Below are 26351 nucleotides of genomic sequence, written 5' to 3'. Positions count from 1 at the left end.
CGTGTGCGGTTCACCTGAGCGATCGCCCGAAGTTACCCCCACGCCTGTGCCGTCAGGCGTGCCCGCCGCCTGATTGAAAGATTCACTGGAGGAACCGTGCTGGACAAGGACCTGCTGGACCAACTGAAAGCCCTGATCGACGACCGCGTGACCGAGAACATCGTGCTCGCCAGCTCGCTGGACGACCGGCCCAAGTCGGCCGACATGAAGCAGATGCTCGACGAGGTCGCCGCACTGTCCGACAAGATCACCCACGAGCAGCGCGACGACGACGAGCGTGCGCCGTCGTTCGCCATCGAGCGCGTCGGCTCGGACATCTCGATCCGTTTCGCCGGCCTGCCGCTCGGACATGAGTTCAACTCCTTCCTTCTGGCGCTGCTGCAGGTCGGCGGCAACCCGGTCAAGGAGGACGCCGCTGTCATCGACGCGGTCAAGTCCATCAAGGGTGAGCACGAGTTCGTCACCTATATGTCGCTGACCTGCCAGAACTGCCCGACCGTGGTGCAGGCCCTCAACGCGATGGCTGTGCTGAACCCGAACATCAAGCACACGGCGGTCGAGGGATCGCTGTTCCAGGACGAGGTCGAGGAGCGGCGCATCCTCGCGGTGCCGACCGTCTATCTGAACGGTGAGGAGTTCTCCGCCGGCCGGATGGACATCTCCGACTTCGTCGGCAAGCTCTCCGACGGGGGCATCTCCACCGAGGCGCTGTCCGAGAAGGACCCCTATGAGGTCCTCGTGCTCGGCGGTGGTCCCGCGGGTGCCGCGGCGGCGATCTATGCGGCGCGCAAGGGCATCCGCACCGGCCTCGCTGCTCCGAACGTCGGCGGCCAGACCCTGGACACGATGGCGATCGAGAACTTCGTCTCGGTTCCCTATACCGAGGGTCCCAAGTTCGCGGCTGGGCTCGAGGAGCACATGAGCCAGTACGACATCGACCTCATGAAGAACGTCACGGCCGCCAAGCTCGTCCCCGGCAAGGACGGCGAGCTGCACACCGTGGAGCTCGAGGGTGGCGGCACGCTGAAGGCGCGCACGATCGTCCTCGCCACCGGAGCCCGCTGGCGTCAGCTCGGCGTGCCGGGCGAACAGGACTATCGCAACAAGGGCGTCTCCTTCTGCCCGCACTGCGACGGCCCGCTGTTCAAGGGCAAGGAGATCGCCGTCGTGGGCGGCGGCAACTCCGGCGTCGAGGCTGCGATCGACCTGGCCGGCGTGACCGAGAAGGTCACCGTGGTCGAGTTCCTCGACGAGCTCAAGTGCGACAGCGTCCTGATCGACAAGCTCAAGTCCATGCCGAACACCGACATCATCACCGGTGCGCGCACCACCGAGGTCATCGGTGACGGCGGTCAGATGACCCGTCTCGACTATGAGGACCGCGAGTCCGGCGAGATGCGTCAGCTGGACGTCAACGGTGTGTTCGTTCAGATCGGCCTGCTGCCCAACACCGAGTGGCTCAAGGACAGCGGCGTGGAGTTGTCGGATCGCGGCGAGATCGTCATCGATCAGCGCGGCTATACGAACATCCCCGGCATCTTCGGGGCCGGCGACTGCACCACGGTGCCGTTCAAGCAGATCGTCGTTGCCGAGGGCACCGGCGCCACCGCTGCGCTGAGCGCCTTCGACCACCTGATCCGCACCAAGGTTCCGGTGTCTGCCTGATGAATCTCCGGGATCTCGAATATCTCGTCGCTCTCGATGAGCACCGCCACTTCGGGAGGGCAGCTGGGGCGTGCTTCGTCAGCCAGCCGACGCTGTCCACCCAGGTGCGCAAGCTCGAGGCCGAGCTCGGGGTCCAGTTGATCGAGCGCGGGGCCCGGCAAGTCCTCTTCACCACCGCCGGTGATGAAGTGGTGCGCCGGGCCCGGCACATCCTCGCCGAAGCCGAGGACATCCGGGACATCTCCCGACAGCTCAACAATCCGTACACCGGGACCCTCCGCCTCGGCGTCTTCCCCACGGTCGGGCCCTATCTGCTGCCGCACGCCGTGCCGAAGCTGGCGGACGCGTTCCCCGACCTCGAGGTGCTGCTGACCGAGGCCAAGAGCCTCGACCTGTGCGAGCAGTTGCGGAACGGTTCCCTCGACGCCGCCGTCCTGGCACGACCGGTCCACGAGGACTGGCTCGACGAAGAACCCCTGTTCAGGGAGGACTTCGTCCTCGCCACCCCGGTCGGGCACGCCTTGGCCCAGGCGGCACCGCTGACGTCCGCGGAACTGCAGGGGGAGCATCTGCTCCTGCTCGACGACGGTCACTGTCTGCGCGACCAGGCGCTGGAGTTCTGTCAGACCGCCGGGGCTGCGGAGCGCGACGGGTTCCGGGCGACGAGCCTGGAGACCCTGCGCCACATGGTGGCTGCCGGGGTCGGCATCACGCTCCTGCCCGAACTGGCCGTGGCGCCCCCGGTGATCGACAACCCCCGGGTCGCCCTGCGTCGTTTCACCGATCCTGCACCCCACCGGGACCTGGCGCTGTTCTGGCGCAAGACCTCCGTCTATCGCGAGCTCATGCCCCGGATCGCGCACGTTCTGCGGGAATCCGCGGGCGAGCTCGTGCATCCGCTGGACTGACCGCGAGGATCGCGCTCCCGCCGGGTCAGCGCCCCGTCAGAGACCGCGCGCACACTGGTGACGATGCCGACACCAGCGATTCCGGTCGAACTGTGGCGCGCTCGCGTCCGGCCCCTTGATCCGGCGTTCCTCGTCCCTGCCGACCGACGGCGTTGGGACGAGCTCACCATGGCGGCCGACCGCGACCGCCTCGCCACTGCCGTTCGTCTGCGCAACCATGTTCTGCGCGCCCACGGCCACCCGACTCAGGTCTGCCGTTGGTGTGCGGTCTGCCGATCGGCCGGGCACGGCGCCATTCGTGCTCCGGGCCCGCTGTCCTGGCGGATGTCGGTGAGTCACGCGGATGAGATGGTCGTGATCGCGTACGCCGAGTCTGCGTCGATCGAGCTGGGTGTCGACATCGAGCAGATTGCCCGGTTCCGGCCGGAGATGGCGCCGTTCGTCCTTGGTCGCGGCGAGGCCGGTGGCGGGGCAGTGGAGCTGGCCGAAACCTGGACCGCCAAGGAGGCCGTCCTGAAGGCGGCTGGCTGTGGCCTGCACGTCAACCCCACGGCACTGGCGGTCCGTCGCCGGGCCCCGGGAGGCGCGGCCGTGGGCGTCCTCACACCGCATCCGCTGTTGGCGCCGGTCCGGGACCGGCCCGGGGTGCTGACCGACGTGACAACGACGTTGGGGCTGGACCGGGCCGCCTGGCGGGCGGCTCTGTTCGTGCTGGGCGTGACTCGGATCGACCTGCGGGTTCGTCCGTTCACTGGCGAAGGAACGCCAGCACGGCGAGCACCCGGCGGGCATTGCTGTTCGACTCCGGGAGATCCAGCTTCGCGAACATGCTGTTGATGTGCTTTGCCACCGCCTTCTCAGTCACGAACAGCTTCTCTGCTATCTGGGTGTTGGAGTCGCCCTCCGCCATGTGCGAGAGCACCTCGTATTCGCGGGCAGTGAGCCGGCTGAGCTTGGTCTGCACGGTGCGGCGCCGCATCAGCCGGGCGATCACCTCGGGGTCCACACTGGTGCTTCCCGCCTGGACAGCCCGCAGGGTGTGCACGAACTGCACATCGTCGAACACCCGGTCTTTCAGCAGATAGCCGACACCGCCGGCACCGTCGGACAGGAGTTCGTCGAGATAGAGCTCCTCGACATATTGGGACAACAGGACGACGGGGAAACCCGGTTGCGCGGCCCGCAGGGCCAGAGCGGCTCGAATGCCTTCGTCGGTGTTGGTGGGCGGCATGCGGATGTCGAGGAGAGCCAGGTCGGCGCCGCCCGCTCGCACCCCGGACAAAATCTCGGAGCCGTCGGCAACGCTGCCGACCACGTCGATCCCGTGTGCAGCAAGAAGATCCTCGAGCCCTCTGCGCAGCAGGAACTGGTCCTCGGCGATGAATACCCGCATCGCACCCCCTTTCCGGGTCGGCTGCCGGGCAGTATGTCAGCCGTCAGTGCCACCACCGAAGGGTCTTGGACACCACCGAGAATGGTGGTGTTTGCACCACTGACGGGAGAGAGTCTCATTGGAAGACTCATGACCATGGAGCTGACACAGATGACCGAGGGATTCGCCCCCTATCCCCACCACCGCGCCTCTGTGCCCCCCGCCGCCGCCCCGGCGGAGCCCTCGAACGCCGAGCTCGAGGCCAGGGCCACGCCCGGCAACAAGCGCAATCAACCGCTGACCGACCTTCCGTTCGGGTTCCCCGCGATGCTGAGCGCCCTCAAGTTCGTCGGCTATGGGATCGTCGAGCTTTTCACGTTGCTGTGGCTGGTGCTGGTCGTTCTGCTGTCGTGCATCGGGATCGGCCTGCCGCTGCTGCAGAACGCGTTTTCGGCGATCCACGCGAACGCCCAGCGCCAACGGCGCGCCGCCTGGTCGGATTCGGGGGTGCCGGTTTCGGCGAACTACCTTCCGTTTCCGGACGGCAAGGGCCCGTTCGGGCTCGCCACCCTGGGCCGCCGCCTCACCGATCCGACCGTGCTCAAGGATCTCGCCTGGCACCTGATCAACCCTGCGATCGGCACGGCCATCGGCGCACTGCCGCTGGTGATGATCGCGCAGGGGCTCTTCGGCATCGTGCTCATGGTGTTCCAGGGGCCGCTCGGCGACGTGATGCAGGGGAGTTGGTATGCCTTCTTCCCCCTCGGCGGCAGCCTGTCGTTCTTCCTGGCCGGCGCGCTCGGCGCGGTCTGGCTCGTGGCCGCTCCTTTTGCCGCGCGTCCCCTGCTGCGGCTGCACGGGCTGTGGGTCCGCTGGGTGCTCAGCACCGACCAAACGGACCAGCTCCGCGAACGGGTCGCGAAGCTCCAGGAGACCCGGACCACGGCACTCGACATGCAGCAGGCCGAGATCCAGCGCATCGAACGCGACCTGCACGACGGTGCCCAGGCCCGACTGGTGGCCATGGGCATGACCATTACCCAGGCGACGCGGCTCATCGAGTCCGATCCGGAGCGGGCGGTGGCCCTGCTCAATCATGCGAAGGAGGACTCCGCGTCGGCCCTCCAGGAACTGCGTGATCTCGTCCGGGGCATCCGCCCGCCCGTGCTGGCGGACCGTGGCCTCTCCGATGCCCTGCGCGCGCTCGCCGCGTCGAGCCCGGTCCACACGGAAGTCCGTTCTGCGCTGGATCATCGGCTCTCCCCGCCGCTGGAGTCCGCGCTCTATTTCGCGGTGGCAGAGTTGATCACCAACGCGACGAAACATGCTCAGGCCAACCACATCAGCGTGGAACTCAGCGCGGGTGGCGGTCTCGTGCGGGCGACTGTGACCGACGACGGCATCGGCGGGGCCGACAGCGCTCCGAACCCGGGCGGTGGCATCGACGGCGTCCGCCGGCGATTGCAGCCCTTCGACGGCGAACTCGTGATCACCAGCCCCGCCGGCGGTCCGACCGTCGCCGTGATCAAGGCTCCCGACGCGGCGGCCTGATTATTCAGCCAGTCCGGTCGCCAGCCTGTCTCGTCGACCGGAGCAACCTCGACCCGAAACCAGCAATCCCCAACCCCCAGGGCTCGGACAGCGTCGTCCCGGTTCCTTCCAGCCATGCCTCGCGACTTAACCCCCGAAGGAGCGAACCGAGATGCAGACGACTGCTTCCACCACCCCCATCGATGTCAGGCTCATGGGCCCGGTCCAGGTTGATCTTGACCTCGGCCCCGAGACCATCCCCTCCCAAAAGGTCAGGTCGTTGTTGGCGATCCTCGCCATCAACGCCGGCCGGACTGTCCCACTGCCCACCATCCTCAACGAACTCTGGGGCGCGGAAGGTCTTCGCAACGCCAAGAACGCCTGCCACGCCACCGTGTCCCGGCTCCGCCGCACCCTCAGCGGCGCCGCGAACGGACTGATCGTGACATCGGGATCGGGCTATCGACTCGACATCGCGGCGTGCGACGTGGACATCCACCGCTATGCGCACATGCTCCAGCGCGCACTCCACCTCAGCGAGCAGGCGCCGGAGGAAGCCCAGGCGCTCATCGACCGAGGCAACGAGCTGTGGCGAGGCGCCGCGCTGGAGGACGTCGATGACGCACCGATCCTCAATGCCGAGCGGGGACGACTGCGGGAGATGCACCTGACCGCGCTCGAGCTGCGGGGTGCCTGCATGCTCGCCATCGGCAACAACTTCGGGGTGATCACCGCGGCCCAACCCCTCTCCGAGCTGCATCCCGGGCGCGAGCGCTTCCATCAACAGCTGATGACTGCGCTCTATCTCGAGGGTCGGCAACTCGAGGCGCTCAACGTTTATCGCCGGGTGGCGCGGGCCTTTATGGGCGAGTTCGGCGTGCAGCCCGGCCGGAACCTGCAGGAGATCCACCAGCGGATCCTGCGCCATGAGGACGTCGAGCCTTGCCCGCCGGTCGATTCCATGGCACGGGAGACCGGGTTCGGCGCGTTGCTGAGCGCGCCAACGCACGCGCTCAGTCACGTCTGATGCGGCACGGTTGAACGTCGATTCGGACGTCGGCGATCCATCAGCACGCCGTCAGAAGCCAGTCATGCCGCCTCCTTAGTTTCGCTGCTGTTCCCATCGGACCTGCGGGTCCGCGACAGCAGGAGGCGGCATGGCGGCCATTGCCGGAATCGGCGTACATCTTCCCGAACAGGTTCCTATCGACGAGCTGCAGCGGCAACTCGGGCTGTCCGACCAGGACACTAGGCGCTTCAAGCGCGCCTTCGGCTATGAGGCGGCATGCTTCGACCCGGCCAAGTCCGAGGCCGACCTGTTGGTCGAAGCGGCCCTGGACCTGCCGGACTTCGAGGCTGTCCGGCACCGGATCCGGTGGGTCATCCGGGCCCGCACGATCCGCATCGCCGCTCCCTGGCCCGCCCAGCCGCTGACGGAAGCGTGCCGACGCCTCGGGCTCACGCACGCCCGGTGCTTCACCGTCACTGACCAGGCCTGCGCCTCCGGGATGCTCGCGGTGCGGCTCGGTGCCCGTCTGCTGCGCGACAGCAATGACCCGGAGGCACTTGTGCTGGTCCTCGCCGGCGAGAAGACCTATGGGGAGTGTTCACGGGTCATCCCCAACATCGCGTTGCTGAGCGAGGGCGCCGCGGCAGCCCTCGTCACGGCTGCCGAAGGGCCGGACGAGATCCTCGGGGTCGCGGTCCAGCAGGCTCCGGTCGTGGGCGGCAGCCTGCACCTCGATGACGAGGGCGCCGCTCGATTCAGCAGCATCTATGGCGAGAAGCTGAACGGGACGATCGAGGAAGTCCTCGCCACGGTGGGGATCACCGTGGCCGAACTGGACGCCTATCTGCCCCACAACGTCAGCCGGATCGCGAGCCTGCGGGCCGCACGCTCGCTCGGTTTGCCGACCGAGCGAGTGCTGACCGGCACCGTCGCCAGGACTGCGCACTGCTGGTCCGCCGACCCATTCCTCAACCTGCGCGAGGCCACCGAGAGCGGGGAACTGCAACCCGGGGACCGCTATCTGCTGACGTCGGTCGGTTTGGGTGCCACGTTCGGCGCCATGGTCTGTCGGCACTGACGCCGGTTGCCGACCCTTTCGAATCCCTCGACGCAATCAAGGAACCCCATGACCGCAATCGTCGCCCCGACCCGGATCGCCGAGACCTATCGGAACGCCGACCAGAGCCTGCTCTGGATCGGCAACTTCGAGGTCGAACAACTGTGGGCCGCCGGCGATACCGCCCTGCCCCGGCTCAGCTCCCGCGCCGGCACCGCGCTGGTGTCCCGCATGGACGAGTTCGCCCTCTGGCTCGCGGAGGACCGGGACACCGTCCTCGTCAAGGCCGCGCCCGACCGTGCGTTCGTCGACTATGTCAGTGCGGTCACGGGCGCCCGGCCCCGCATCATCAGCCTCGATCGCGGTGATCACGACGGACTCGTGTCCGAACTGGCGCTCGTGGCACTCGGGGCCGGCGATCACCTGCCGGTCGACACCGGCAGCGGTCTGGTCGCCCACGGCTTCTCGCAGGTGGAGAGCGACCTTGCCGGTGCGCTGGGCATCGCCACCGCCGGCCCCGACACCTCGGCGGTGCGGGGAGTCAACTCCAAAGTGTTCAGCCGTCGCCTCGCCGACGATCTGGGCATCCGGCAGCCGGCGGGCCTGGCCTGCACCGACGCGGACAGTTGGTCGGCGGGGATGGCGTACGCCCACGAACTCCTCACGCGGGGAGCGGTGGTGATCAAGGAAGCCTTCGGGGTGTCGGGCAAGGGCTTGGCCGTCGTCGACAGCCCCGATCGGCTGGCCCGCCTCGCCCGCCGGGTCGAGAGGGCCGCTCGCGCCAACCAGGACCGGTTCGACTTCTGCGTGGAGCAATGGGTCGACAAGGACCAGGACTTCAACTATCAGTTCACGATCGCCCGGGACGGGCAGGTCCGGTTCGACTTCGTCAAGCAGGCCGTCACGCGCAAGGGCGTCCACTCGGGGCACGTCATGCCGGCCGGCTTGACCCCACGCCAGCTCGACGAGATCCGCAGCACGGCCGACGCCGTCGGCCAAGCCCTGTTCGCGCACGGCTATTGGGGCGTGGTCGGCATCGACGCCTTGACCGTGACCGACGGCACCCTGCATCCGCTGATCGAGATCAACGCCCGGTTCAACATGTCCACCTATCAGCTGCCCGCCCAGGCGGCATTCGGGGCGCAGGAGGGGCCGGCTCTCGCCCGGCACTATGAGCTGCGGACCAAGGGTCCGATGACCTTCGACGAAGTGGCGGGCCGGCTCGGCCCGCTCCTCGCGCGGCCCGGTGATGACGAGGGCGTGGTCGTCCTCAACCACGCCACGCTCAACGCCGCCCACGCCGTGACCGAACCCGGGCAGGAGGCGGCCGGGCGGCTCTATGTCCTGATCGTCAGCCCCGATCCCGAACGTCTCGTGTCGCTCGACACGGCCGCCGCGCTTGCGCTCGGTCTCGAACCCGTGCACACCCCCGAAGGATCTGACCTGCCATGAACGACCTGCTCGCGCTGCCCGCTGCGCCCTATCACCTGTTGGCCGAGCGATTCGGCACACCGCTGTATGTCTATGACGCCCACCGCCTCGAAGCCTCGTTCGCGGCCGCTCAGCAGGTGGTCGGGCCCGACACCCCGATCTATTTCTCGCTGAAAGCCAACCCCAACATCTCCATCTATGCGGTGCTGCGGGCCGCCGGGGCCCGCGCGGAGGTGTCGTCCTTGGCGGAGCTGACAACGGTGTTGAGGGCGGGTACGCCGGCCGAGGACATCCTCTTCCTCGGTCCGGGAAAATCCGAGAAGGAGATCCGGGTCTGCCTGGCCCATGGAGTGCGGCTCGTCGTGGAGAGCCTCTCCGAGCTTGACGTCATCGACCTCGCGGCAGCGGGCATGGGCGTGCGCGCCGCCGTGCTGCTCCGGGTGAATCCGTCGTTCCAGGTCAAGGGGTCCGGGCTGACCATGGGCGGCGCACCGCGCCAGTTCGGCATCGACGAGGAGATCCTGCTAAGGCCGTTGAATCTGCGCCGCCGCTGGTCGGCGGTCCGGGTGGTCGGCGTCCATGCCTATATGGGCACGAGGATGCTCGCCGCGCCCTCGATCATCGCGAACACCCACCAGATCCTCGCTCTGGCAACGCGGATCGCCGCCGTGCAGGGCTTCGAGCCGGAGCTCATCGATGTGGGTGGCGGCTGGGGCGTGCCCTATTTCGAGGGCGAGTCGCCGCTCGATCTGGCTGAGCTCGAGGTGGGCATGCGGGCGGTCCTCGCCGACTTCCGCCGCGACCACCCCCACACGACGGTCGCGACCGAACTGGGCCGCTTCCTCACCGGACCGAGCGGGGTCTATGTGACCCGCGTGCGCTGGGTGAAGACGTCGTTGGGGCAGCGGTTCGCGGTGACCGACGGCGGCACCAACCACCACATGGCCGCCGTCGGCATCGGGTCTTTCGTCAAACGGAACTTCCCCGTCGAGGTGCTGGGCCGGGACTCGGCTGTCGCGGCCGTGGCGGGCGACGAGGAACTGGAGGAGTGGACGGTGACCGGTCCGCTCTGCACGCCGAACGACACCCTGGTCCGCAAGGTGCAGCTGCCCCCGCTGGCGCCGGGTGACCTGCTGGGCATCCGGCAGTCCGGCGCCTATGGGCCGTCCGCGTCACCAGGCCATTTTCTCAGCCACGGCTTCCCGGCCGAAGTGCTCGTGCGCGGGGACCGCGCCGACCTGATCGCCGAGCCCGAGACCACCACCCAGATTCTCGCCCGCCAGATCCTGTCGCCCCTGGCGGCACCGGCCCCAGTCGCACGCTGAGGCCGTGACCCATCCTTCGGAAAGGAACCACCATGTCCATCGATATCCACTCCACCACCACCTTGGACCTCGTCGTCCGCGCCCTGCAGACCACGCTGGACCGCGACCTCGGCGAGGTCACCGAGGACACCGCCCTGTTCACCACGCTCGGACTGGACTCCACCGGCGTCCTCGACCTGCTGATGAACCTCGAGGACGAGCTGGGCATCAGCCTCGAGGCTGAGGAGCTCGAGATGTCCGACTTCGCCACGGTCGGCAGCTTGGTGCGCTACGTCGAACCACTGCGGGCGGAGTGACCGTGACGCAGACCATCCTCACCGCATCCCGGATCGGATCCCCGGTCATCGCAGCTGCCTCGATCGGACACGGCCCCTTCCGGGCCGACACCGACCGGCTCGCGGTCAGCAATCGCCAGATCCACGAGGCGATGCTCGCCGAGCGCGGGATCCCGTTCGACGAGAGCGGGCTGGCCCGCTCCACGGGCTGGGGCTATGACCTCGCCTACGAGACGCTCCTGAGCCGGCTCGGGGAGTGGCCCGGCGTGCAGCCGCGGCTGCTCGTCGGCGGTCACGCGATCCCCGATCGCACGATCGACGATGCCCCCGCCGTGCGGATGCTCGGCCTCGTGCCGACGCTGGAGTCGACGTTCTCCGTGGCCGATGGGGAGAACCTCGTCGGGTTCCACGCGCTCGAAGCCGGCGCCGCGCTCGCGCCCGAACTCGGCGTGGAGTGCGTTGCGGTTGTTCTCGCGGACCGCGGTGACCTCGGCTATGCGACAGGGGAATCGGAGCCCACCGGCAACCATGGCGTGCTCCTGCTGATCCAGGGGCTCGGCGACCCGGCAGGCGGTGCCGTCCGGCCCGCCTTCCGCTTCGGCCTGACCGACCCCGTGCGACTGGAGGAAGCTGCCACCGCCCTGCTCGCCGACCTCACCGCCACCGGGCCCGCCCCGGACGGCGTGGTGATCGACCCCGAGCTCGCGGGGCGCTGGCTGCCGTCGGTGCCCTGGGGCGACATCACCGTCGGGCCCACGGGTTTCCCCGCGACCTCGGTGTTCCAGGCGGCGCTGCGCCACCCGGCCGGCACCGACCTCGTGGTCATGGGTTTCCACGCCGGCCTCGGACAACTCGCCGCGCTGCGCTTCAGCGTGCCGGAGCTGCTGTCGTGATCGCCACCCAATCGGCCCCGCCGTCGCCCGCGACCCCGGCCGACGGGGCCCCGTTGCTCCCTGCGCTCACCCGGTGGGCGTCGGGAGCCACCCGGATTCAACTCGCCGCCGGCGTGGTCCTGGTGCTCGGGGACGGGAGTGCTGCGGCGTACGCCCCCGGGGTGGGGGCACTCCCCGGCGCGCGACTGATCCCCGGCACCGACGGCACGCCGATGCGCGACCCGGCCGGGCTGCTCACAGCGCGTCGGGCCCAGTCCGACTGGCTCCTCGACGTCACCCTCCAGCGGCTGCGGGAGCGCACGTCCGCCGGCCGCCCGCTCGCGGCCCACGCCCCCATCCGGTTGCGGCTCGCAGAGGCCGCCGTCCGGCTGGTGGAGGCCGACGGACTCGTTGTTGGGCTGGGGGCGGGGGAGGGATGGGGGTACGCGCACCAGTGCGTCACCGACGCCGACCACCTGCTCATCGAGCTTCATGGCGGATCCTCCGTCCTCGCCGGCTCGCCCGGCCACCTGGCCCTGTTCTCGAGCCTCATCGGGCTCGCGGCCGGCGGAGGGATCTGACATGAGCGCTACGCTGACCGACGCCGATCGGTCGACCGTCCTCCGGGGCGCCATCCGGGACATCGCCGGCGGACTCGCCGCGACCGCCGACGCCCACGCCGCCCGACCGGACCCGCGCGCGATCGCCGCCACCGAGTTCGGTGCGCTGATGGCCACCGCCGGCATCCCGACCGATCAGGGAGCACCCGGCCTGCACGTCGGCGGCCACTTCTTCCCCCTCGACACCGCAGGCGAGCGGGTCATCCTCGCGGAGGAGGGCTGCCGGGTCGGGGTCGATGCGTTCATGAGCATGCCCGGGCCGTCCATGGCGGGCGTGCTGGTTGCCGCCCTCGGCGACCGGGCGCTGCAGGAGCGGTTCCACGGTCCGCTGGTGGACCGGCCGACCTGGACCTTCTTCGCGATGACCGAGCCGGGTGTCGGCACCGACGCGACCGCGATGACGACCACGGCCGCCCCGGTGGCCGACGGGGTCGAGATCACCGGCACCAAGTGCTTCATCGGCAATGCCGCCCGCGCCGATCTCGGGGTGGTGTTCGCCCGGACCGGGACCGGCACGTTCGCCATCGACGCCTTCCTCACGACCCCGGCCCGACCCGGCTTCCACGCGACTCCGATGCCGACCGTGGGGGTTCCGGGTGCGGAATTCTGCACCGTGGAGCTGACCGCCCACCCGGTGTCGGACGCCGACCTGCTCGGCCGCCACCTCCCCCGCAGCCGACGCGGCATCCGCGGTGGAATGGCGGTCTTCCATGCGCTCCGGCCCGTCGTTGCCGCGATGTCCCTCGGCGTCGGGCTCTGCGCCCTCGACGAACTCGCCGACGAGCTGGGCCGGATGCCGGCCGGTCACGACCGGGAGATGCTCGCGGAGCTCCGGGCCCGGGCGATCGCGGTGCGCGAGTTGATCCGGCTCGCGGCGCAGGCCTCGGACGGTGGGGCGGGCGTACCCGCCTCCGCCGCCAAGGACGCCGCTCACCGGTTCGCCCGGGACGCCACCCGGCAGGTTGCCCGCCGCCTCGGTCTCGGCGGTCTCCTGGCCCGGCCGCGGGCGCTGTCCGCGGTCGCGAACGCGTGGGCCGTGCAGTTCATGGAGGGCACGGTCGATGTCCAGCGCCAGCAGGTCTTCCAGGGGCTGAACTCGGCGCCGGTCGCCTCCGAGTGGTTCACCCGTGGACTGCTCTGCCCTTCGGCCCCCGGACCCGGGTCAATCCCGAGTCAGAACGAGGTCATCGCCCGATCACCCCGGCAGGGGAACCTCGATCTGCCCGACCCGAACCCGTCCACCGTCCATCCCCCGCTCGAAAGGCCGTCATGATCACCCAGCCCGAGTTCAGCGTCATCACCGGTGCCCAGGTCAGTGCCGTTCTGCGCGGCCAGGAGGAGGCGGTGGTCGAACTCGTCCGCCGCACCTATCTGGAGCACGAGGCCGGCCGGACCGTGAACCCGCCGTCCTATTTCCTCACGTTCCCCGAGGCGCCGCGCAACCGCATCATCGCGCTGCCGGCGGCGCTGACCGGACCGGACGGGACCAGCGGTCTCAAATGGATCTCCAGCTTCCCCGCCAACATCGAACGGGAACTGCCACGGGCGTCGGCCGTGACCATCCTCAACGACGCGGAGACCGGCTATCCTCAGGCCTGCCTGGAATCGTCGATCATCTCCGCCGCCCGGACGGCGGCATCGGCGGTGCTCGGGGCAGCGGCGCTGTCCGCGAACCGCCCCCGCCCGACCCGCCTCGGCCTGGTCGGGGCGGGCGTGATCAACCGCTATATCCATCGATACCTGCAGGCCACCGGCTGGCAGTTCGACGAGGTCCGCGTCCACGACCTGGCCCCCGAGCGGGCCGCCGACTTCTGCGCGCTGCTGGCCGATCGCGGGGAGCGGGATCCCCAGGTCGCCGGGGACGCGGAGGACCTCATCCGCACCAGTGATCTCGTCGTGTTCGCCACCGTCGCGCCCACCCCGCACGTGACCGATCCCGCCTGGTTCGACCACCACCCGCTCGTCCTGCACATCTCCCTGCGGGACCTCGGCCCGGAGGTCATCCGTTCCGGCCAGAACATCGTCGACGACGTCGACCACGTGCTCAAGGCGCAGACCTCGGTGCATCTGGTGGAGCAGGCGGACGGTGACCGGGACTTCATCGACGGCACGCTCGCGCAAGTCCTGACCGGTGCGGTCACCCCGGCTGCCGACCGGACGATCGTCTTCTCGCCGTTCGGGCTCGGGGTGCTGGACCTGGCGCTGGCCCGCTTCATCCACACGGCGTCCCGCGCCACCGGCGCCCAGCACGACATCCCGGACTTCTTCCACGACCTCAACCGGCTCGACCGCGCCTGAGCGGTCGAGCCGCCTTGAAAGGACCCCGCGATGATCATCACCGCCCCCGACGAATTCAACGTCCCCGACCTCTTCATCGACGTCACCGGCCTGCTGGGCATGCGAGCCTTCCTCAAATGTGAGCAGATGAACTTCGCGGGGTCCGTGAAACTCAAGGCCGCTCGCGCGATGGTCACCAGGGCCGAGGAGGAAGGCCTCCTATTCCCCGGGATGACGCTGGTGGAGAGCTCCTCCGGCAACCTGGGCGTGGCCCTCAGCCTCGTCGCGGCGGCCCGCGGCTATGGCTTCGTCTGCGTCACCGACTCACGGTGCAACGCGGCGACGATCCGGCTGATGACGACGCTGGGCGCCCAGGTCGAGGTGGTCACCCGCCCGCATCCCGAGCACGGGCTGCTCGGTGCCCGGCTCGAACGGGTCGCTGAGCTTCTCCGCGCGCGGCCCGGTCACGTGTGGCTCAACCAATATCGGAACCCGGCCAACCCGGGTGCCCACGAGATGACGACCGGCCCGGAGATCCTGGCGGCCTTCCCCGACGTCACGACCGTCTTCATCGGTGTTGGGACCGCCGGCACCGTCATGGGCTGCTCGGCGCACCTGCGGGCCCACGCCCCTGGCGTGCGGATCGTCGGCATCGACTCCGTCGGATCGGTCACCTTCGGCGCCCCGGCCGGTGTCCGCCACATCCCGGGTCTCGGGGCGGGCGTGGTGCCGGCCCAGTTCCGCTCCGCGGCGCTCGACGATCACTGGAACGTCCCGGAGGCGGACACCGTCCGCATGTGCCGTCAGCTCGCCGACCGCGGGTTCCTCTTCGGCGGCTCGACCGGCACGGTCCTCGCCGGCGCGCGGGCGTGGCTGGCCGAGCACCCGGAAGCCCGACGGGGGCTCTGCGTCGCGATCGCCCCGGACGGCGGCGAGCGCTATCTCGACACGCTCTACGACGATTCCTGGGTGGTCGAACGCTATGGCCCCCACGACGACTCCGAGGACACCGCGTGGTCCTCGACCCGACCCACCGCCGGCGTCCTCCTGCCGGCCGGCCGCTGACCACTCCCGAGGGACCATGACCACCACCCTGCAGCCTTCGACCGCGACGCTTCCGCTCACCGCCGCCCAGATCACCCTCTGGTTCGTCGAGACCTTCATGCCGGACACCGGCCACCACACGATGGGCGACTATGTCGACATCTCCGGCGATCTCGATCTCAACGAAGTCCTGACGGCCCTGCGGCTCGCGCTCGAGGAGGTCGAAGCAGCCCGCGGCCGCTATCGCATCGAGGGCGGCCGACCCGTCCAGGATCTCGGCGAGCCTCTCGCGATCCCCTTCGAGCACGTCGAGTTCCCGGCCGCGCTGTCGGACACCGAGCGGGTGGCGGCTGCGCGGGCCGACATGGAGGTGCGGCTGGACCAGCGCTTCGACCTCACCGAACCGCCGTTGCTGCGGGTGGTCGTCTATCACATCGCCGACGACCGGATCCTCGTCCTCACCCTCATGCACCACCTGGTGTGCGATGGCTATTCGCGCAACACCATCTATGACCGGTGGCAGGAGATCCACCGGCTCGGCCCCGAGGGCGGTCGGCCCCTGCCCCCGTTGGCGACGCTGGTCGACGCCGAGTCGGCCTATCGGTCGAGCCGGCATTTCGAGACCGACAAGCGTTTCTGGACCGAGCAGGCCCCCCGGCTGCCCGAGCCCTGCAGCCTCTCGGTCGGCAACAGCGCGCCCGACCGGGTCCGTCTGCGCAGCTCGGTCCACCTGCCGGCCGAGGTCTGTGCGCCGCTGCGGGCGGCCGTCGCGGAGTTGGGTCTCACGTGGGGGTCGGCGTTGATCGGGGCGGGCCTGCTCTACACCGCCAAGTTCACCGGCCGCGCCGATCCGATGATCGCCGTCCCGTTCACCACGCGCGTGAGCGCGACCGAGCGGCGTACCCCCGGCATGGTCGCCAACTATCCACCGCTCACGGCGACCGTCGAGCAGGATGCGACCGGCAGCGACTTCCTGCGTACCGTCTCCCGCGATCTGCTCCGCCTCACCCGTCACCAGCGCTATCGCGGTGAGGAGATCCGGCGGCTGGCCGGCTATCACCGCAGTGACCGGCGAGCGCTCGGACCGTTCCTGAACGTCCTGCCGCAGGAGGCGGCGCTCGACTTCGGGGCGGGGACCGGCACCCTGCACAACCTTGCGGCCGGCATGGTCGACGACATCGTCATCACGCTCCTCGACACCCCCGACGGCGGCCAGGACGTGCACGTCAACGGCCACCCGAACCTCCATTCCGACGCTGACGTGGCAGGCCATGCCGCCCGGTTCGCGGACTTCGTCACCCGGTTCCTCGCCGACCTCGACCGGCCGGTGGGGGCGCTCGGGCTGCTGCCCGACAAGGCGCCCGAGCACGGGCCCGCCCTCACCTGGAGCCCGGCCGACGGTGTGGTCGAGGCGGTCCACCGGTTCGCCCGGTCCACCCCCGGAGCAGTGGCGGTGCGCGACGAGCGGGGCGAGGTGGGGTACGCAGACCTCGCTGCCCACGCCGACTCTCTCGCGCGCGCCCTGGCTCCCGGCGAGGTCGTCGGGGTGCTGGCCGAACCCGGCCGGGACTTCGTCACCGCGCTCGTCGCCGCGCTCCAGGCCGGTGGCGTCTGGACGCCGCTCGACGTCGACGCGCCCGCAGAACGGCACCGGACCCTGCTCGCCGACTCCGGGGCGCGGACGATCCTGGCCGCCCCCGGGCTGCTCGACCGCGCCCGCGCGCTGGCGGCCGACACCCCCCACCCGGTGGAGGTCATCGAGATCCCGCAGGCAACCGGTACCCCGCTCGACGCCCTTCGGGCACCGACCGGGGGACCGGACTCGGTCGCCTACGTCCTGTTCACCTCCGGCACCACCGGACGCCCCAAGGGGGCCATGGTCCACCGGGCGGGCCTGCTCAACCACCTGCGCGCCAAGATCGAGCTGCTCGATCTCGGGCCCGACGACACCGTGATCCAGAACGCGCCCGTCACCTTCGACGTCTCGATCTGGCAGATGCTGGCCCCGCTGCTCGTGGGTGGCGCCACGCGACCGGTGTCGAAGGCGACGGCAGCCGACCCCGATGCGCTCGCCGGTCTCGTGGTGAGCGACCGCGTCACCCATCTCGAGCTCGTGCCGTCCCTGCTCGGTGCCGCGCTGCAGCTCTGGCAGGCCCGCGGGGAGCGCCCGTTGGGGGCACTCAAGACCCTGATGGCGACCGGCGAGGCGCTGCCGCCGGACATGCTGCGGGCCTGGCACGAGCTCCAGCCGGCCATCCCGCTGATCAACGCCTATGGTCCCACCGAGTGCTCCGACGACGTCACGCATGCGGTGCTGTGGGCAGACACCCCCGTGGACGTCCGCGTGCCGATCGGCCGCGCGATCCCGGGTGCGACGCTCCAAGTGCTGGGCCCGGACCTCACCCCGGTGCCCGACGGTGTCGTCGGTGAGCTCTATGTGAGCGGGATCTGCGTCGGGCCGGGCTATCTCGGCGACCCGGTCAAGACGGCCACGACCTTCGTCGCCCGGCCCGACGGTGCGCCCGGTGAGCGGATGTACCGCACGGGCGACCGCGTCCTCCGCAACCCGGCCGGCGATCTCGAGTTCGTCGAACGCCGGGACCATCAGGTCAAGATCGCCGGTCAGCGGATCGAGCTCGGTGAGGTCGAGGCGGGGCTGCGGTCCCTTGACGGGGTCGCCGAGGCCGCGGCGCTCGCGGTCGAGGTGGCCGGCACCAAGCGCCTCGCCGGCTATGTGGTCACCGATGACGACCCGCGGCTCAGCGCTGGTGAGGTCGCCGGCCGGCTCCGCGCTGCGCTGCGGGACCGAGTCCCGGCGAACATCATCCCCACCCTCTGGTGCCGCCTCGACGCGCTGCCGCTCACCGGCCACGGCAAGGTCGACCGCAAGGCACTCCCGGGTGCCGACCGCCTCGTCCCGGCAGCCGCGGGGCCGGTCGTGCCGGCAGCACCCTCGACCGCGGAGCCGGCCACCGCTCCTGTTCGGCCGACGCCGGGCCGGACCGCTGCGGCGTACCCCCGGCACGAACACACCGCACGGGCCGCGATGGCCGAGGTCCTGGGCCTGGCCGAAGTGGGACCGACGGACGACTTCTTCGCACTGGGCGGAGACTCGATCACCGTCATCGCGCTGGTGACCGAGCTGCGTCGCGGCGGCTGGCGGTTGGAGCCCCACCACGTGTTCGAGGCGCCCACCGCCCGACGACTGGCCGAGGCCCACGCGCCGGTGGTGACGCCCGCCCCGGCGACGGCCGAGCCGGCGACCGTGGCGACGGACGGCGCGACGGTCCTGCCGGTGACGCCCGTGCAGCGCGGCATCCTGGTGCAGGCGGGGGAGAGCCACGATCCCTATGTTCTCCAGATCGTCGCCCGCCTCCACCGGCCCCTCGATCCGGCCGCGGTGCAGGCGGCGTTCGACCGGGTGCTCGAGCTGTCCCCGGTGCTCGGCGCGCGGTTCCGCGCGACCGCCGACGACTGGGTGGCGGAGCTGGGTGGGCCGGGCGTTCGGGTACGCCTCATCGACGCGCCGCTCGACGACGTCGCCCGTGCCGAGCGGTCGACCCCGTTCGACCTGACCCGGGGGCCGCTGTTGCGGTGTGCGCTCGTCCCCGAGCCCCAGACCGGCAGCCAGGGGTTCGTGTTCACCATGCACCACGTGCTCGTCGACGGCTGGTCGCTGGACATGCTGCTCGACGACCTCACCGAGCTGCTCGCCGGGCGTGAGCCGGGACCGCGGCCGCAGGTGGGTCCGGGAGACCTGGTCCTGGATCCGAAGCGCGTCGAAGCCGGTCGTCGGCGGTGGACGGGCTATCTCGACGGGCTGACGGACGGGACGTTCCTCAGCGCCGACCCCTGGGCCGATGCCGGGGAACAGACCGTCCGCTCGCTGTCGGTGCCGGCGGGTCTGCAGCGTTCCCTCGGCACCGCGGCGGCGGCACTCCGGGTGACCCCGGGCACCCTGATGACGGTCGCCTGGGGGCTCGCGCTCGCGCGCGCCACGGGTCGCGACGACGTTTTGTTCGGATCGGTCGTGTCGACGCGCGAGCCGCGCCCCGAGGCCCAGCGCATGCTCGGCATGTTCCTGAACACGCTGCCCACCCGGGTGCGCCGACTGCCGGGGGAGACCGCCCGGTCGCTGCTCGCCCGGATCCAGCGTGAGCTCGTCGATCGCCGCACGGACGCCGCCCTGCCGCTGGGCGAGATCCTGCGCGGCAGCCCGGATCTGCGTGCACTCGGCGAGCCCTACGACACGTGTTTGGTCATCCAGAACTTCCCCTGGAACCGGCTCGGCGACAAGCTCGCGGTGGACCGCCTCGCTGTGCACGATACTCGTCACCACCCGGTGAGCCTGGTCGCCACACCCGTTGACGACGGCTCCTGGACGTTCCGGCTCGAGTCGGACCCCCTGCGGGTCGACGACCGGGTCGTGGCCGCTCTCGGGCAGGGCTTCCTCGAGATCCTGGAAGGCCTGTGTGACGGTCGGCTGCCCGCCGCACGGGCGGTGCCCGAGTCGTTCCGGCAGCGCGATCCCGAGCAGGTCCCGCGCGGTGGGCCCGAGGTGCCGACGGCCGGGCCGACGGTCGCCGTTGCGCCGTCCGTCGCCGAACTGCAGGCGTTGTTCGGCGAGGTCCTCGGCGGGTCCGCGGTCAAGGCCGACGACGACTTCTTCCGGCTCGGTGGGGACTCGATCGCGGTCGCGCGCCTGGCCGCCCGCGTCGCGACCCGCTGGGAGGTTTCGTTGTCGCTGCGCCGGATCCTGCAGCTCCGCACACCGGCGGCGATCGCGGAGCACCTGGGGGCCGCGGCGGATCCGGTGCCGGCGACTGGCCCGGAGATCCCGGCCCGGCTCGGGCTGACCTCGGGGCCGATGTCCTCGAGCCAGTCCTCCCTCTGGTTTCTCCACCAGGTGGATCCCGACCCCGCGCGCTATCACATCAACGTCGCGCTCGAGTTGCGCGGTGAACTCGACGTGGACCTGCTCGGTCTCGCGGTGAGCGACGTCGTCGCGCGGCACGAGGTCCTGCGCACGACGTTCCACCTCGTCGGGCGCGAACCGGTGCAACGCGTGGCGCCGGTGCCCGCGCCCGGCGGCGTACTCCACGTCATTTCCACCACCGAACCCGAACTCGACGATGCCGTGCGGACCGCAATGGAGGCGCCGTTCGATCTCGCCCACGAGCCGCCCTTCCGGGCCACGCTGTTCAAGCTGTCGGCGCGCCGGTCGGTGCTGCAGATGACCTGCCACCACATCGCGTTCGACGGGGGCTCGGCGGCACCGCTGGCGCGGGAGCTCGCGGAGGCCTATCGGGCGCGGGTCGCGGGCGTCGCGGGCGGCGGTCCGGCGCCGGTGCAGTATCTCGACTTCGTCCGTTGGCAGGCTGACCGGCTCGGCGATCCGAGCGACCCGGCCTCCCTCGCCGGCCGTCAGCAGCGGTTCTGGCTGGGGCACCTGGCCGGACTGGAGGGCTGGACCTCGCTGCCGCCCGACCATGAGCACGAGACCGCCGACGAGCTGGCCGGCCGCCAGTTGCTGTTCCGGTGGGACCGGGAGGTGCTGACCGCCGCCGAGAGCCTCGCGCGGGCGGCGGGCACGACGCGGTTCGCGGTCTATCAGGTGGCGCTGGCGGCTGCTCTGCAGGCGATGGGCGCGCCCTCGGACCAGGCCTTCGGCACGCCGGTGGGCGGTCGTCCGCTGGAGTGCCTGGAGGACGCGATCGGGTTGTACGCCAACACCGTCGTCTGCCGCATCACCCTCGACCCAACGGAGGCGTTCGTCGATGCGGTGCGGCGCCGCGGCGCGGGCCTGGCGCTGGAAATGGAGAACGCCGACGTCCCCTACGACCAGGTCGTGCGCGCCATCAACCCACATCGTGCGGGTGGCAACGAGCTCTTCCAGACGGTGCTGGTGCTGCAGAACCAGGAACGGCCCCAGGTCGAGCTGCCGGGCCTGGTCGCCGAGGACTATCCCCCGCCGGTGACCCGGACGCGTTCGAACCTGACCGTCGCCGTCGTGGAGGACGGTGAGGGGATGACGGTCGCGGGGGAGTACGTCCTCCACCGCTATGCCGAGGCCAGCATCACCGAGCTGATCGACCGGTTCCGCACGATCCTGCTCGCGGCAGCCGCGGACCCGGAGCGGGTCGCGGCGGATGGTCGCGGGGTGGACGAGGGCGTACGCGGGACCGGCCAGCCCCTCGAGTCCCGCCCCCGACACCCGGTGAGCGAGGGGGTTCTCGCCGAGGTCGTCGCCGCCTATGCGCAGGCGGTCGACCGGGCGGACGTCGATCCCGATGTCAGCTATTTCGATCTCGGCGGGCACAGCATCGCCGCCGTGACCGTCGCGGTGGCGCTGGCCGGGCACCGTGTCGACGTCGCCACCGTCATGAACGGCTGGTCCGCGCGGGAGCTCGCGGCCTGGATCGAGCAGAGCGCGGCCCCGCCGGCCGACGCCGCGCCCGCGCCCTCGTCGTTCGTGAACGAGCTCGCCGAGCCCTATCTGGACGTGTTCGTGCCGCTGCTGCCGATCCGCCCGGAAGGAAGTGCGGCACCACTGTTCTGTTTCCACGGTGGCGCCGGGTTCGCCCTGCCCTATTCGGGCCTGGCGGCCACGATCGACCCGGCGGTCCCACTGTTCGGCCTCCAGTCACCCGCTCTCGTCGACGATCGCGTGGCGTTGAGCCCGGACGTCCCCACCCTGGTGGCGGACTATCTGACCCGCGTGCGGTCGGTGCAACCGCACGGCCCCTACCGCCTGCTCGGGTGGTCGTTCGGCGGCTGGGCCGCCCAGGAGGCCGCCCGGCAGCTCGAAGCGGCGGGGGAGAGCGTCGAATTGCTCGTCCTCATCGACGCGATCTTCCCCGACGAGGCCACGATCGCCGCCGGGCTGCCGGGTGAGGAGTCCATCGCCGACCTCGTGTCGACGTTCGCCCGCTATCTCGACGTCGACGAGGGCGGCACCAGGGTGCCGACGACCGTGGCCGGGCTTCATGCCGCGCTCGTCCGGCAGGGCGGCACGATGGCGTGGTTCAGCGAGGCCCAGGTCGGTCGGCTGGTCGCGACCATGCGCGGCCACATGCGGCTCGCCCGGCACCACACGCCCGGTGTCGTGAACGCGCCGACCCTGCTCATCCACTCGGCCTCCCCCGGGACCGACCATCCGCACGAGCTCGTCCAGCGCTGGGAACCCTATTTCGCGGGTCCCCTCACCTCCACGACGGTGGAGACCTCCCACGAATACCTGATGCATCCGCTGCCCCAGCGTCTCATCGGCAGCCAGGTCAACGCCCTGCTCGACGACGCCGGACGCCAGGTGTTGGAGCGGGAGCCCCGATTGCAGACCGACCCCCCACCAGCAACCCCCGCCACACCGAAGGGCTCCTCGATGGCACCAGCACCCGAGACCGCACTCGACCAACCAACCGCCTACGCGCCCGCGGCGGCGTACGCCGACGGACACCGGCTCGGCATCACCGCTCGCGCCCGTCGTCCCGCCGACGTGGTGACCGAGGTCGGGGTGCTGGTGCGGCGCCGGCTCCGCCACCTCGCCGCCGCCCCCGCCCGCATCCTCTGGGTCGTCATGAACCCCCTCATCATGATCGTCGCGCTCGGCTATCTGTTCGCGGACGCGTTGCGGGTGCCGGGCTATGAGGGGAACTACATGCAATACCTGTTGGCCGGCGTCGCCCTTCAGGCCGGCCTCGGCAACATCGGGCCCACCGGTGTGGCCGTGCGAGCGGATGTCGACAAAGGAATCATGGACCGGTTCCGGTCGCTGCCGATGGGACGGTCGGTCGTGCTCGTCGCCCACAGCATCGCCGACACGCTGATCGCCGCCGGCGGCCTCGTGATCGTGGTGATCGCAGGGCTGCTCGTCGGCTGGCGGCCCGACACCGACGCGGTGGGCTTCCTGGCCGGATTCGGGCTGCTGCTGCTGTTCACCCACCTCATGATCTGGGTCGGCATCGCGCTCGGCATGCTGATCAAGAGCGGTGAGGCCATCGATTCCATGGGGGCGGCGGTCATGCTCGGTCTCAGCTTCTTCTCCAATGCCCTGTTCGCGCCCAACTCGATGCCCGGTTGGGTGCAGCCGATCGCGGAATGGAACCCCGTGAGCGGCTTCGGCACCGCCCTGCGCGAGCTCTGGGGCAACCCGGTCGCCGAGAGCGCGTCAATCGCGGGTGACCATCCGTTGGTGGTCGTGGCGCTCACCACGGTCGCGATCCTGGCCTTTGCTCCCGCGATCGCCCTGCGGTGCTATCGCCGGGGCTGACCCTTCCGCTCGCCCGCCCGGTCGTCCTGTGTGCCGCTCCCTCCCCGGGGGAGCGGCACCCGGCGTTTCGGCGACCTCTGACCCCGGACTGACCCGCCCCTGACCGCTCGCAGACCCCGCCCGACAAGGGGTGCTGGCACCACCGACGAGCGGCGGCGAGCCGACTGAACTTGTTCCCGAAGCCTTCCCAGGCGGGGCCCTCCCGCCACGACACAGTGAGGAAACCAATGACAGGCATCACGACCCGCGAGGAGGCGAAGGCCGCCGGGCCGATCTCCCGCACGGCGATCTGGAGCGCCAAACACCCCTGGCTCGCGCTGGGAGTCTGGCTCGTTCTGGTGGTCGCCACGTTCTCCATCAGCTTCACGGTGCAGACCAAGTACGCCACCAGCACCGAGCGCATCACCGGCGAATCCCAGCAGGCCGCCCGCATGGTGCAGGCCAGTGGCAAGGACGAGCCGGCGATCGAGGTCGTGCTGGTCACGAAGGCCGACGGGGAAGCGTTCGCGGAGACCGACCCCGCCGACCTCGAAACCGCCGGGACCCTCAAGACGGCGATCGAGCAGACCGAGCACGTCCGCTCCGTCGCCGGACCGATCCCGTCCGATGACCGCACCGCTCTGCTCTATCGGGCATCGATCGACGGCGACCCCGAGACCGCCTCGCAGCGCCTCGACGACCTGCGCCGGACCACCGCGGACCTCGGTCGCGACCACCCGGACCTGCGGATCGAGCAGACCGGTGCGGGATCGATGCAGGCCGACTTCCAGGCGTGGCTGGGGGCGGACCTCGACAAGGCAGCCGCGATCTCGCTGCCGCTGACGCTGGTCGTGCTCTTGATCGCCTTCGGTGCGCTCGTGGCCGCAGGCCTGCCGCTGGTCGTGGGTGCCGGTGCGGTGCTGTCGGCCATGGGGCTGTGGGCGGCCGCGTCCCAGCTGGTTCCGGACCAGGGCACCGTCGCCCACGTCATCCTGCTGATCGGCATGGCAGTCGGCGTCGACTATGCCCTCTTTTATCTGCGCCGGTTCCGCGAGGAGAAGCACGCCGGCTCGGGACCGATCGAGGCGACGGCCATCGCCGCCCGCACCGCCGGCCACTCCGTGATCGTCTCCGGGACGGCCGTGGCCCTGGCGATGGCGGGCCTGCTGTTGATGCAGGAGGCGATCTTCACCGGTGTCGCGGTCGGTGCGATCCTGGTCGTGCTCATCGCGATGGTCTCGGCGGTGACGGCGATGCCGGCGCTCATGCGTCTGCTGCACCGGTGGGTGGACCGCCCGCGGGTCCCGTTCGCGTGGCGGCTGACCAACGGGGGCAAGGAGCCGAAGGCGCTCCAGGCGGTCCTGCGCCCGGTCATCCGTCGGCCCCTGGTCGCGTTGCTTGCCGCAGGCCTGATTCTCGGCGCCATGGCGATCCCGGCCCTGGGGATGAAGCTCAAGGCCACCACCATCGAGGACTTCCCGCGGTCCCTGCAGAGCATGCAGACCTATGACCGCGTGACCGAGGCCTATCCCAGCAACGTCAGCACCGCGCGCGTCGTGGTGGAGACCCCGAGCGACGACCGGCAGGATCTGCTGGCCGCCGCCCAGCGGATCAACGACCGGACCACCGCCCAGCCGGAGTTCTTCGGGAATGCCGCGGAACCGTGGGTTTCCGCCGACGGCCGCTATCTGGTCATGGACGTGGCGATCGCCCACCGGCCCAACGCCGACCAGGCGCGGGACGCGGTCAAGGAACTGCGCTCGACGATCCTCCCGGAGTCCCTGACCGGGGTCGACTCGCCGACCCACGCGGTCGGTGGGGACGTTGCGGCGAACCTGGACGACTCGACCAACCTGACGCGTGAGATGCCGTGGGTGGTCGGGATCGTGATCGCGATGACCTTTGTCTTCATGCTCGCCGTCTATCGGTCGCTGGCCATCGCGTTCGTGACGATCCTGCTCAACATCGTGTCCACGCTGGCGTCGTTCGGCCTGCTGACGCTGATCTTCCAGGGCACCTGGGCCGAGCGTCTGCTCGGGTTCCAGTCCAACGGTCATGTCGTGTCCTGGATCCCGCTCATGCTGTTCGTCGTGTTGTCCGGGTTGTCGCTCGACTATCACGTCCTGGTCGTGAACCGGATCCGGGAGAACTGCCGCCTGGGCATCAGCACCCAACGGGCCGTCCTCGAGGGCGTGACCAAGACCGCCGGCGTGGTGACCAGCGCGGCGGCCGTCATGATCGCGGTGTTCTCCGTGTTCGCGACCCTCACCTTCGTCGAGATGAAACAGATCGGCATCGGGCTCGCGCTCGCGACGTTGCTCGACGTCACGGTGATCCGGCTCGTGGCACTGCCGGCGCTGCTCGTCGCGTTCCGCAAGGTGCTCTGGTGGCCGGGCCGGCTCCCCGAGGCGGCCGGCTCCGACGACCTCGAGGCCGAACTTGCCGCGCTCGACTCGAGCGAGGACGACGCCCGCGAAACCGAAGACGGACAGAAGGAGAAGGAGAGCGTGCTCACCGCCTGAGCCCCGCGTACGCCCACTCCCGCGCACCCAGCGCACAGCACCCAGAAACGTGCGGCCCCGGATCCCCCCTCCCGGGGCCGCACCTGTGCCTGCCGAGTGGTCCGGTCGGCCAAGGCTCAGGAAGCACGACACGGTCACGTCCGTGTCAGCGCCCCGTCAGGTTCTGCCGGAAGAGTCGAATCGTGGCTCGGATGCT

Annotated in this window: 17 protein-coding genes; 16 read left to right on the top strand and 1 reads right to left on the bottom strand. The window is 70.3% G+C overall.

All coding sequences use genetic code 11. The annotated features are described in order from the left end of the window. The first annotated feature begins 96 nt into the window (after positions 1-96). The 3 genes from ahpF (at position 97) to ACQ260_RS14640 (ending at position 3410) form a co-directional block, all read left to right on the top strand. Positions 97-1665, top strand: a complete 1569-nt coding sequence (ahpF, locus tag ACQ260_RS14650) for an alkyl hydroperoxide reductase subunit F (protein WP_432560197.1) — start codon at positions 97-99, stop codon at positions 1663-1665. Further along, a complete protein-coding gene (locus tag ACQ260_RS14645) occupies positions 1665-2573 on the top strand; it encodes a LysR substrate-binding domain-containing protein (protein WP_432560196.1) in 909 nt (302 codons plus the stop codon). The genes ahpF and ACQ260_RS14645 overlap by 1 nt, the downstream gene beginning before the upstream one ends. A 63-nt stretch (positions 2574-2636) precedes the next feature. Then, positions 2637-3410 carry a 4'-phosphopantetheinyl transferase family protein gene (locus ACQ260_RS14640; protein ID WP_432560195.1) on the top strand — a complete coding sequence of 258 codons (774 nt, stop codon included), beginning with the start codon at positions 2637-2639 and terminating at the stop codon, positions 3408-3410. On the opposite strand, the gene ACQ260_RS14635 is transcribed toward ACQ260_RS14640, so the two are convergent. Next, positions 3322-3966, bottom strand: a complete 645-nt coding sequence (locus tag ACQ260_RS14635) for a response regulator transcription factor (RefSeq protein WP_432560194.1) — start codon at positions 3964-3966, stop codon at positions 3322-3324. The genes ACQ260_RS14640 and ACQ260_RS14635 overlap by 89 nt on opposite strands. Before the next feature lie 135 nt (positions 3967-4101). Here ACQ260_RS14635 and ACQ260_RS14630 point away from each other — a divergent pair, with 135 nt between their 5' ends. From ACQ260_RS14630 to ACQ260_RS14570, 13 genes are all read left to right on the top strand, one after another. Beyond that, positions 4102-5496 (top strand): sensor histidine kinase, encoded by a 1395-nt coding sequence (locus ACQ260_RS14630; protein WP_432560193.1) that lies wholly within the window; start codon positions 4102-4104, stop codon positions 5494-5496. 151 nt (positions 5497-5647) lie between these two features. Further along, a complete protein-coding gene (locus tag ACQ260_RS14625) occupies positions 5648-6502 on the top strand; it encodes an AfsR/SARP family transcriptional regulator (protein WP_432560192.1) in 855 nt (284 codons plus the stop codon). 130 nt (positions 6503-6632) lie between these two features. Next, entirely contained in the window at positions 6633-7562 is a 930-nt protein-coding gene (locus ACQ260_RS14620) for a 3-oxoacyl-[acyl-carrier-protein] synthase III C-terminal domain-containing protein (protein WP_432560191.1), read from the top strand. A gap of 48 nt (positions 7563-7610) precedes the next feature. Beyond that, entirely contained in the window at positions 7611-8993 is a 1383-nt protein-coding gene (locus tag ACQ260_RS14615; RefSeq protein ID WP_432560190.1) for a preATP grasp domain-containing protein, read from the top strand. Next, on the top strand, positions 8990-10297 hold the full coding sequence (locus ACQ260_RS14610) for an alanine racemase (protein ID WP_432560189.1): 1308 nt from the start codon (positions 8990-8992) through the stop codon (positions 10295-10297). Before ACQ260_RS14615 ends, ACQ260_RS14610 begins: the two co-directional genes overlap by 4 nt. 32 nt (positions 10298-10329) lie before the next feature. Then, a complete protein-coding gene (locus tag ACQ260_RS14605) occupies positions 10330-10593 on the top strand; it encodes an acyl carrier protein (protein WP_432560188.1) in 264 nt (87 codons plus the stop codon). A 2-nt stretch (positions 10594-10595) separates the two neighbouring features. Then, positions 10596-11465, top strand: coding sequence for a hypothetical protein (locus tag ACQ260_RS14600; RefSeq protein ID WP_432560187.1), 870 nt, complete (start codon positions 10596-10598; stop codon positions 11463-11465). After that, entirely contained in the window at positions 11462-12025 is a 564-nt protein-coding gene (locus ACQ260_RS14595; RefSeq protein WP_432560186.1) for a hypothetical protein, read from the top strand. Before ACQ260_RS14600 ends, ACQ260_RS14595 begins: the two co-directional genes overlap by 4 nt. A 1-nt stretch (position 12026) precedes the next feature. After that, the gene (locus ACQ260_RS14590; protein WP_432560185.1) at positions 12027-13337 is read left to right on the top strand and encodes an acyl-CoA dehydrogenase family protein; all 1311 of its coding nucleotides are present in this window, start codon (positions 12027-12029) and stop codon (positions 13335-13337) included. After that, the gene (gene sbnB, locus ACQ260_RS14585) at positions 13334-14362 is read left to right on the top strand and encodes a 2,3-diaminopropionate biosynthesis protein SbnB (RefSeq protein WP_432560184.1); all 1029 of its coding nucleotides are present in this window, start codon (positions 13334-13336) and stop codon (positions 14360-14362) included. Before ACQ260_RS14590 ends, sbnB begins: the two co-directional genes overlap by 4 nt. A gap of 30 nt (positions 14363-14392) precedes the next feature. Next, entirely contained in the window at positions 14393-15406 is a 1014-nt protein-coding gene (gene sbnA / locus ACQ260_RS14580; protein ID WP_432560183.1) for a 2,3-diaminopropionate biosynthesis protein SbnA, read from the top strand. 16 nt (positions 15407-15422) lie between these two features. Further along, positions 15423-23654: a non-ribosomal peptide synthetase gene (locus ACQ260_RS14575; RefSeq protein ID WP_432560182.1), complete on the top strand. Its 8232-nt coding sequence runs from the start codon at positions 15423-15425 to the stop codon at positions 23652-23654. Positions 23655-23881: 227 nt separating this feature from the next. After that, positions 23882-26155: an MMPL family transporter gene (locus ACQ260_RS14570; protein ID WP_432560181.1), complete on the top strand. Its 2274-nt coding sequence runs from the start codon at positions 23882-23884 to the stop codon at positions 26153-26155. The last annotated feature ends 196 nt before the right edge of the window (positions 26156-26351 follow it).

Origin of the sequence: Ammonicoccus luteus (assembly GCF_050880385.1) — a bacterium.
Lineage (GTDB): Bacteria > Actinomycetota > Actinomycetes > Propionibacteriales > Propionibacteriaceae > Enemella.
This window is presented reverse-complemented; position numbering and strand designations above follow the sequence as displayed.

What these genes read in the sequence shown, in the direction of transcription:
- ACQ260_RS14620 (WP_432560191.1), top strand. Translation starts at nt 6,633, where the DNA reads ATGGCGGCCATTGCCGGAATCGGCGTACATCTTCCCGAACAGGTTCCT.
- sbnA (WP_432560183.1), top strand. Translation starts at nt 14,393, where the DNA reads ATGATCATCACCGCCCCCGACGAATTCAACGTCCCCGACCTCTTCATC.
- sbnB (WP_432560184.1), top strand. Translation starts at nt 13,334, where the DNA reads ATGATCACCCAGCCCGAGTTCAGCGTCATCACCGGTGCCCAGGTCAGT.
- ACQ260_RS14575 (WP_432560182.1), top strand. Translation starts at nt 15,423, where the DNA reads ATGACCACCACCCTGCAGCCTTCGACCGCGACGCTTCCGCTCACCGCC.
- ACQ260_RS14610 (WP_432560189.1), top strand. Translation starts at nt 8,990, where the DNA reads ATGAACGACCTGCTCGCGCTGCCCGCTGCGCCCTATCACCTGTTGGCC.
- ACQ260_RS14615 (WP_432560190.1), top strand. Translation starts at nt 7,611, where the DNA reads ATGACCGCAATCGTCGCCCCGACCCGGATCGCCGAGACCTATCGGAAC.
- ACQ260_RS14570 (WP_432560181.1), top strand. Translation starts at nt 23,882, where the DNA reads ATGACAGGCATCACGACCCGCGAGGAGGCGAAGGCCGCCGGGCCGATC.
- ACQ260_RS14645 (WP_432560196.1), top strand. Translation starts at nt 1,665, where the DNA reads ATGAATCTCCGGGATCTCGAATATCTCGTCGCTCTCGATGAGCACCGC.
- ACQ260_RS14605 (WP_432560188.1), top strand. Translation starts at nt 10,330, where the DNA reads ATGTCCATCGATATCCACTCCACCACCACCTTGGACCTCGTCGTCCGC.
- ACQ260_RS14635 (WP_432560194.1), bottom strand. Translation starts at nt 3,966, where the DNA reads ATGCGGGTATTCATCGCCGAGGACCAGTTCCTGCTGCGCAGAGGGCTC.
- ACQ260_RS14625 (WP_432560192.1), top strand. Translation starts at nt 5,648, where the DNA reads ATGCAGACGACTGCTTCCACCACCCCCATCGATGTCAGGCTCATGGGC.
- ACQ260_RS14630 (WP_432560193.1), top strand. Translation starts at nt 4,102, where the DNA reads ATGGAGCTGACACAGATGACCGAGGGATTCGCCCCCTATCCCCACCAC.
- ACQ260_RS14590 (WP_432560185.1), top strand. Translation starts at nt 12,027, where the DNA reads ATGAGCGCTACGCTGACCGACGCCGATCGGTCGACCGTCCTCCGGGGC.
- ACQ260_RS14640 (WP_432560195.1), top strand. Translation starts at nt 2,637, where the DNA reads ATGCCGACACCAGCGATTCCGGTCGAACTGTGGCGCGCTCGCGTCCGG.